The organism is Paracidovorax avenae ATCC 19860 (assembly GCF_000176855.2).
Taxonomy (GTDB): Bacteria; Pseudomonadota; Gammaproteobacteria; order Burkholderiales; family Burkholderiaceae_C; genus Paracidovorax; species Paracidovorax avenae.
The window spans coordinates 5,475,879-5,482,170 of the sequence record NC_015138.1 but is presented as its reverse complement, the minus strand read 5'-3'; the positions used below and the strand labels follow the sequence as shown (position 1 = coordinate 5,482,170).

The window sequence follows — 6,292 nt, the reverse complement described above, 5'->3', positions numbered from 1 at the left end:
TCGCCGGTTTCCCTGAATGCGTTCAGGGCGATGAAGCCCGGGCGGCTTCCTGCCTTGCTGCTTTGCTTTGCGATGCAGCGGTTTCGAGGCGGGCGGCGCGTGCGGCTCGCGCGGCACTTTTGATGGGTGGTCCGCGCAACGGGTCCGGCCGATCGAAGCCGGGCCTGCAAACCCAAGAACCTTCGAGGAATCGATCATGAAACGTACCTACCAGCCTTCCAAGACGCGCCGCGCGCGCACCCACGGTTTCCTCGTGCGCATGAAGACGCGCGGCGGCCGTGCCGTCATCAACGCACGCCGCGCCAAGGGCCGCAAGCGCCTGGCCGTCTGATACGGCTTCGCGCTCAGGGAGGCCGCGTTGCTCCGTTCGCTTCCCTGATTGCCGATCCGTATGAGGCCGCCACGGCGTCCCGCCCGTGATGCGGGCGAGGATGGTTCCATGCACCGGCTCAAGACCCGTCCGCAGTTCCAGGCCGCCATGGCCGGGGGAACCATTTCCCGGACGGCGCACTTCGCCCTGCACCGCCTGCGTCTCGACGCGGGCCCTGCCACCCTTTCCGATTCCCATCCAGGGCCCGGAGCCCCGCCGCAACGGCAGGCTCCGCAGGCCCTGTTTGCCGTGGACGACTCCGCAGGACCGTGGCTGGGCGCTATGGTGCCCAAGCGCTGGGCGCGGCGCGCGGTGACACGCAACACCATCAAGCGGCAGATCTACGCCGTGGCGCCGGACTTCGCGCCGCAGCTGGGCCATGCCGCGCACGTGGTGCGCCTGCGCGCCGGGTTCGACCGCAAGCAGTTTCCGAGCGCGACCTCCGACGCGCTGCGGCGTGCCGTGCGCGAGGAGCTGCTGCAGCTCTTCGGGCAGGCCGTCCGCCCGCAGCGCGGCGGCAAGCCCGCTCCGTCGGCACGGCCACCGGCACCGGCTGCCGTGCCCGTGCCAGAGGCTGCGCGGCCATGATGCGCTCGCTGCTCATGGCGCTGGTGCGCGGCTACCGCTTCTTCCTGAGCCCGTGGCTCGGGTCGGCGTGCCGGTTCGAGCCCACCTGCTCCGCCTATGCGCTGCAGGCGCTGGAGCGGCACGGCGCGGGCGCAGGCTCCTACCTCACCCTGCGGCGCCTCGCGCGCTGCCATCCGTGGTGCGATGGCGGCCATGATCCGGTGCCAGCCGAAGCGCCGCGCGCGACACGCCTGTTTTCCCGGCTGGCCGGGCGGCCGGCAACGGCCGCCGCGGCCGCGACCCCCACCCCTTCCTCTCCAAAGAAGTCTTCATGAACGACATTCGCCGTACCATCCTGTGGGTGATATTTGGCTTTTCCATGGTTCTGCTGTGGGACAAGTGGCAAGTACACAACGGCCACAAGGCCACGTTCTTCCCGGAGCCGGTGCCGGCCCAGGTGGCGTCCGCGCCGGCCGGCGGCGGTGCCAGCGCCCCGGGCAGCGTGCCCACGCCGAGCGCCGCGCCCGCTGCGGGCGCGCAGCAGGTGCCGCCGGGCGGCACCGCGGCCGCGGCTCCTGCCGCGCCGCGCGAGCGCGTCACCGTCACCACGGACGTGCTGCGCCTGACCTTCGACAGCGAAGGCGGCACCCTCACGCACGGCGAACTGCTGGGCTATCCCGACATGGCGGACAAGTCCCGCCCGTTCACGCTGCTGGACGACAGCGCCCAGCGCGTCTACGTGGCGCAGACCGGCCTGATCGGGGGGGCCGGCTATCCCACGCACAAGACGCCCATGGCCGTGGTGCCGGGCAACCGCACCCTGCAGGACGGGCAGAACGACATCAGCATCCGCTTCGAGTCGCCGGACCTGGGCGGCGTGAAGCTGGTCAAGACCTGGACGCTCAAGCGCGGTGCGTATGACATCGCCGTGAAGCACGAGGTGGTGAACACGGGCACGACGCCGGTGTCTCCGCAGCTGTACATGCAGCTGGTGCGCGACGGCAACAAGCCGCCGGGAGAGTCGTCGTTCTACTCCACCTTCACCGGCCCGGCCGTCTATACCGAGGCCAAGAAGTACCACAAGGTCGAGTTCAAGGACATCGAGAGCGGCAAGGCCGAGATCGACAAGTCGTCCACCAACGGCTACGTGGCCATGGTGCAGCACTATTTCGCCACCGCCTGGCTGCTGGCCGACGGCATCCAGCGCGACCTGTTCGTGCGCAAGGTGGACACCAACCTCTATTCGGTGGGCATGATCACCTCGGTGGGCGAGATCGCCCCGGGCCAGTCGAAGACGCTGGACGCGCGCCTGTTCGCCGGCCCGCAGATCGAGACGATGCTGGAGAAGCTGTCGCCCGGCCTGGAACTGGTGAAGGACTACGGCTGGCTCACGATCCTGGCCAAGCCGCTCTACTGGCTGCTGGAACAGCTGCACAAGATCCTGAACAACTGGGGCTGGTCCATCGTGGGCCTGGTGCTGCTGCTCAAGATCGCGTTCTACTGGCTCAACGCCAAGGCGTACGCCTCCATGGCCAAGATGAAGGCCATCAACCCGAAGATCATGGAGATGCGCGAGCGCCTGAAGGACAAGCCGCAGCAGATGCAGCAGGAGATGATGCGCATCTACCGCGAGGAGAAGGTCAACCCGATGGGCGGCTGCTTCCCCATCGTGATCCAGATCCCGGTGTTCATCGCGCTGTACTGGGTGCTGCTGTCGAGCGTGGAAATGCGCAATGCGCCCTGGATCGGCTGGATCCACGACCTGTCCTCGCCCGACCCGTACTTCATCCTGCCCCTGCTGATGACGGCCAGCTCGCTGCTGCAGACCGCGCTCAACCCCGCGCCGCCGGACCCGATGCAGGCCAAGATGATGTGGTTCATGCCGCTGATCTTCAGCGTGATGTTCTTCTTCTTCCCGGCCGGCCTGGTGATGTACTGGCTGACGAACAACATCCTGTCGATCGCCCAGCAGTGGATCATCAACAAGCGCATGGGCGTGCCGCCGCAGTTCAACCTGCCGAAGTTCCGCTGACGTGAACTGATCCGCTTCGCTGCGTGACCCGGACGCCGTTTTTCGGCGCGCCATCCGGGCAATCCCCAACGGCCACCTGCGTGTGGCCGTTGTCTTTTGGGTACGAGGATTGCTAGGCTAGTGGTCTTTCCATCGACCCCCTTTGACTGGAGGCTTGCAGATGAAGCAGCGTTTGAATTTATCCCTCGGAACGATCGCCCTCGCCGTGCTCCTCGGCGCCGGGGCCGCGCATGCGGCCACCCTGCGCTGGGCCGGCGCGAACGACATCCTGACCGTGGACCCGCACGCGCAGAACCACCAGACCACGCATGCCTTCCTGCAGCAGGTGTACGAGAGCCTCGTGCGCTATGACAAGAACTACCAGGTCGAGCCCGCGCTGGCCACGAAATGGACGCAGGTCTCGCCCACGCAGGTGCGCTTCGAACTGCGCAAGGGGGTCAAGTTCCACGACGGCGCCCCGTTCACGGCGGACGACGTGGTGTTCTCGCTCACGCGGGCGATGACGCCGCCGTCCAACATGCAGTCGTCGGTGCAGAGCGTGAAGGAAGTGAAGAAGGTGGACGACTTCACCGTGGACCTGATCCTCAAGGGTCCCAGCCCGGTGCTGCTGCGCGAGCTGACCGAGGCGCGCATCATGAACAAGGCCTGGGCCGAGAAGAACAACTCGGTGAAGGCTCAGGACTACGCGGGCAAGGAAGAGAACTACGCATCGCGCAACGCCAACGGGACCGGTCCCTTCATCATGGTGGGCTGGCAGCCCGACGTGAAGGTCACGCTCAAGAAGAACCCGAACTGGTGGGACAAGCCCACGGGCAACATCGACGAGGTGGTATTCACGCCGATCAAGTCGGCCGCCACGCGCTCGGCCGCGCTCATCTCGGGCCAGGTGGACTTCGTGCCCGATCCGCCGCCGCAGGATCTGGCGCGCATGAAGTCCAGCCCCGACATCAAGCTGATCGAGGGTGCCGAGAACCGCACCATCTACCTGGGCCTGGACCAGTTCCGCGATGAGCTGCCCGGCGCGGGCACCCCGGGCAAGAACCCGCTCAAGGACAAGCGCGTGCGCCAGGCGCTCTACCAGGCGATCGATTCCGCGACCATCCACAGCCGCACCATGCGCAACCTCTCGGTGCCCACCGGCACCATGGTGGCGCCCATGGTGCATGGCTGGAGCAAGAGCCTGGAGGAGCGCGCCTCCAAGTACGACGTCGAGGCCGCGAAGAAGCTGCTGGCCGATGCCGGCTACCCCAGCGGCTTCGCGATCAAGCTCGACTGCCCGAACGACCGCTACGTGAACGACGAGGCGATCTGCCAGGCCGTGACGGCCATGTGGACGCGCATCGGCGTGAAGACCACGCTGCAGACGGCGCCGATGTCGCAGTTCGTCACCCGCGTGATGAACAACGACGTGAATGCCTACCTGTTCGGCTGGGGCGTGGCCACGTTCGACGCGCTCTATTCGCTGGATTCGCTGATGTCCACGAAGGACGGCAAGACCGCGGCGGGCGTGTACAACGGCGGCCGGTTCAGCGATGCCAAGCTCGACGGCATGATCGGCCAGATCAAGGTGGAGATGGACCCGGCCAAGCGCGATGCGCTCATCGCCGATGCCCTGAAGCTGGTCAAGGACGAGTACTACTACCTCCCGCTGCACCACCAGATCCGGCCCTGGGCGATGCGCAAGGGCATGGACACGCCGCACCGCGCGGACGACCGCCCGATGCCGGCCTGGACCACCATCAAGTAAGCCCGTCTGGCGGACCCGGCTCCAGTCCCCGTGCCCTGGCCCGGGGGGGAGGGCGGCAGGCAACCGGGGCAGGGGGCGGGCTTATCATGCGCGCCTTCCCCTCATCGCCTGCCGCCGCCCCGCGGCCGTTCCGCCCATGCTGCCCCGCCACACCGATCCCATCGCCGCCATCGCCACCGCACCGGGGCGGGGCGCCGTGGGCATCGTGCGCGTGTCGGGCCGCGGGGTCGGCCCGCTGGTGGAAGCGCTGTGCGGGCGTACGCTGCGCCCGCGCGAGGCCACCTACCTGCCGTTCCGTGATGCCGCGGGGCAGTCCATCGACCAGGGGCTGGCGCTGTACTTTCCCGCGCCCCACAGCTACACCGGCGAGGATGTGCTCGAACTGCAGGCCCACGGCGGCCCCGTGGTGCTGCAGCTGCTGCTGGCCCGCTGCCTGCAGGCTGCCAGCGAGCCGGACCGTGCCACGGGCCGGCCGCGTTTGCCGGGCCTGCGGCTGGCGCGTCCCGGCGAGTTCACCGAGCGCGCGTTCCTGAACGACAAGATCGACCTCGCGCAGGCCGAGGCGATCGCCGACCTGATCGACGCCAGCACCGAGGCTGCCGCGCGCAGCGCGAGCCGGTCGCTGGCGGGCGCATTCTCCGATGAGATCCACCGGCTGCGTGACGCGCTGGTGCACCTGCGCATGCTGGTGGAGGCCACGCTCGACTTTCCCGAGGAGGAGATCGACTTCCTGCGCAAGGCGGATGCCCATGGCCAGCTGGCGGCGCTGCAGCGCACGCTGGCGGAGGTGATGGGCCGCACGCGCCAGGGCGCGCTGCTGCGCGAGGGCATCAAGGTGGTGATCGCGGGCCAGCCCAATGCGGGCAAGAGTTCGCTGCTGAACGCGCTCGCGGGCGCCGAACTGGCCATCGTGACGCCGATCGCCGGCACCACGCGCGACAAGGTGCAGCAGACCATCCAGATCGAGGGCGTGCCGCTGCACGTGATCGACACGGCGGGCCTGCGCGAGAGCGACGACGAGGTGGAGCGGATCGGCATCGAGCGTGCCTGGCAGGAGATCGCGGCGGCCGACGCGGTGCTGTTCCTGCACGACCTCACGCGCGCGGGCCAGCCGGATTACGAAGCCGCGGATGCGGAGATCGCGGCTCGCCTCGCCGGCATGGCGCCGGCCCAGGTGCCCGTGGTCGATGTGTGGAACAAGAGCGATCGCGCAGAAGGCTCCTCAGGGGCCGCGCCGGATGCCCCCGGCCGCGCCGCCGCCGTGCGCCTGTCCGCGCGCACGGGCGAGGGCCTGGACGGGCTGCGGCGCGTGCTGCTGGACATCGCCGGCTGGCAGTCCGCCCCGGAGGGCATCTACACCGCCCGTGCCCGACACCTGGAAGCACTGCAGGCAGTGGATGCGCACCTGATGGAAGCGGCGGCGCAACTGGAATCCGACGGCCCCGCGCTCGACCTGCTGGCCGAGGAACTGCGGCTGGCCCAGCAGGCGCTCAACGCGATCACCGGGGAGTTCACGTCCGACGATCTGCTGGGGGTGATCTTCTCGAGCTTCTGCATCGGGAAGTAGCGCGCGCGG

Annotated in this window: 6 protein-coding genes; all 6 read left to right on the top strand. The window is 68.5% G+C overall.

Annotated elements, in window-relative coordinates; genetic code table 11:
• Positions 1–196 precede the first annotated feature (196 nt).
• The 6 genes from rpmH (at position 197) to mnmE (ending at position 6,283) form a co-directional block, all read left to right on the top strand.
• Entirely contained in the window at positions 197–331 is a 135-nt protein-coding gene (rpmH, locus tag ACAV_RS23755; protein ID WP_005798102.1) for a 50S ribosomal protein L34, read from the top strand.
• Between the two features lie 108 nt (positions 332–439).
• The gene (locus tag ACAV_RS23750) at positions 440–958 is read left to right on the top strand and encodes a ribonuclease P protein component (protein WP_013597125.1); all 519 of its coding nucleotides are present in this window, start codon (positions 440–442) and stop codon (positions 956–958) included.
• The gene (gene yidD, locus ACAV_RS23745) at positions 955–1,272 is read left to right on the top strand and encodes a membrane protein insertion efficiency factor YidD (RefSeq protein ID WP_013597124.1); all 318 of its coding nucleotides are present in this window, start codon (positions 955–957) and stop codon (positions 1,270–1,272) included. Before ACAV_RS23750 ends, yidD begins: the two co-directional genes overlap by 4 nt.
• Positions 1,269–2,969, top strand: a complete 1,701-nt coding sequence (gene yidC, locus ACAV_RS23740; protein ID WP_013597123.1) for a membrane protein insertase YidC — start codon at positions 1,269–1,271, stop codon at positions 2,967–2,969. Before yidD ends, yidC begins: the two co-directional genes overlap by 4 nt.
• Positions 2,970–3,129: 160 nt before the next feature.
• On the top strand, positions 3,130–4,716 hold the full coding sequence (locus tag ACAV_RS23735; RefSeq protein ID WP_013597122.1) for an ABC transporter substrate-binding protein: 1,587 nt from the start codon (positions 3,130–3,132) through the stop codon (positions 4,714–4,716).
• 136 nt (positions 4,717–4,852) lie between these two features.
• Entirely contained in the window at positions 4,853–6,283 is a 1,431-nt protein-coding gene (mnmE, locus tag ACAV_RS23730; RefSeq protein WP_013597121.1) for a tRNA uridine-5-carboxymethylaminomethyl(34) synthesis GTPase MnmE, read from the top strand.
• The last annotated feature ends 9 nt before the right edge of the window (positions 6,284–6,292 follow it).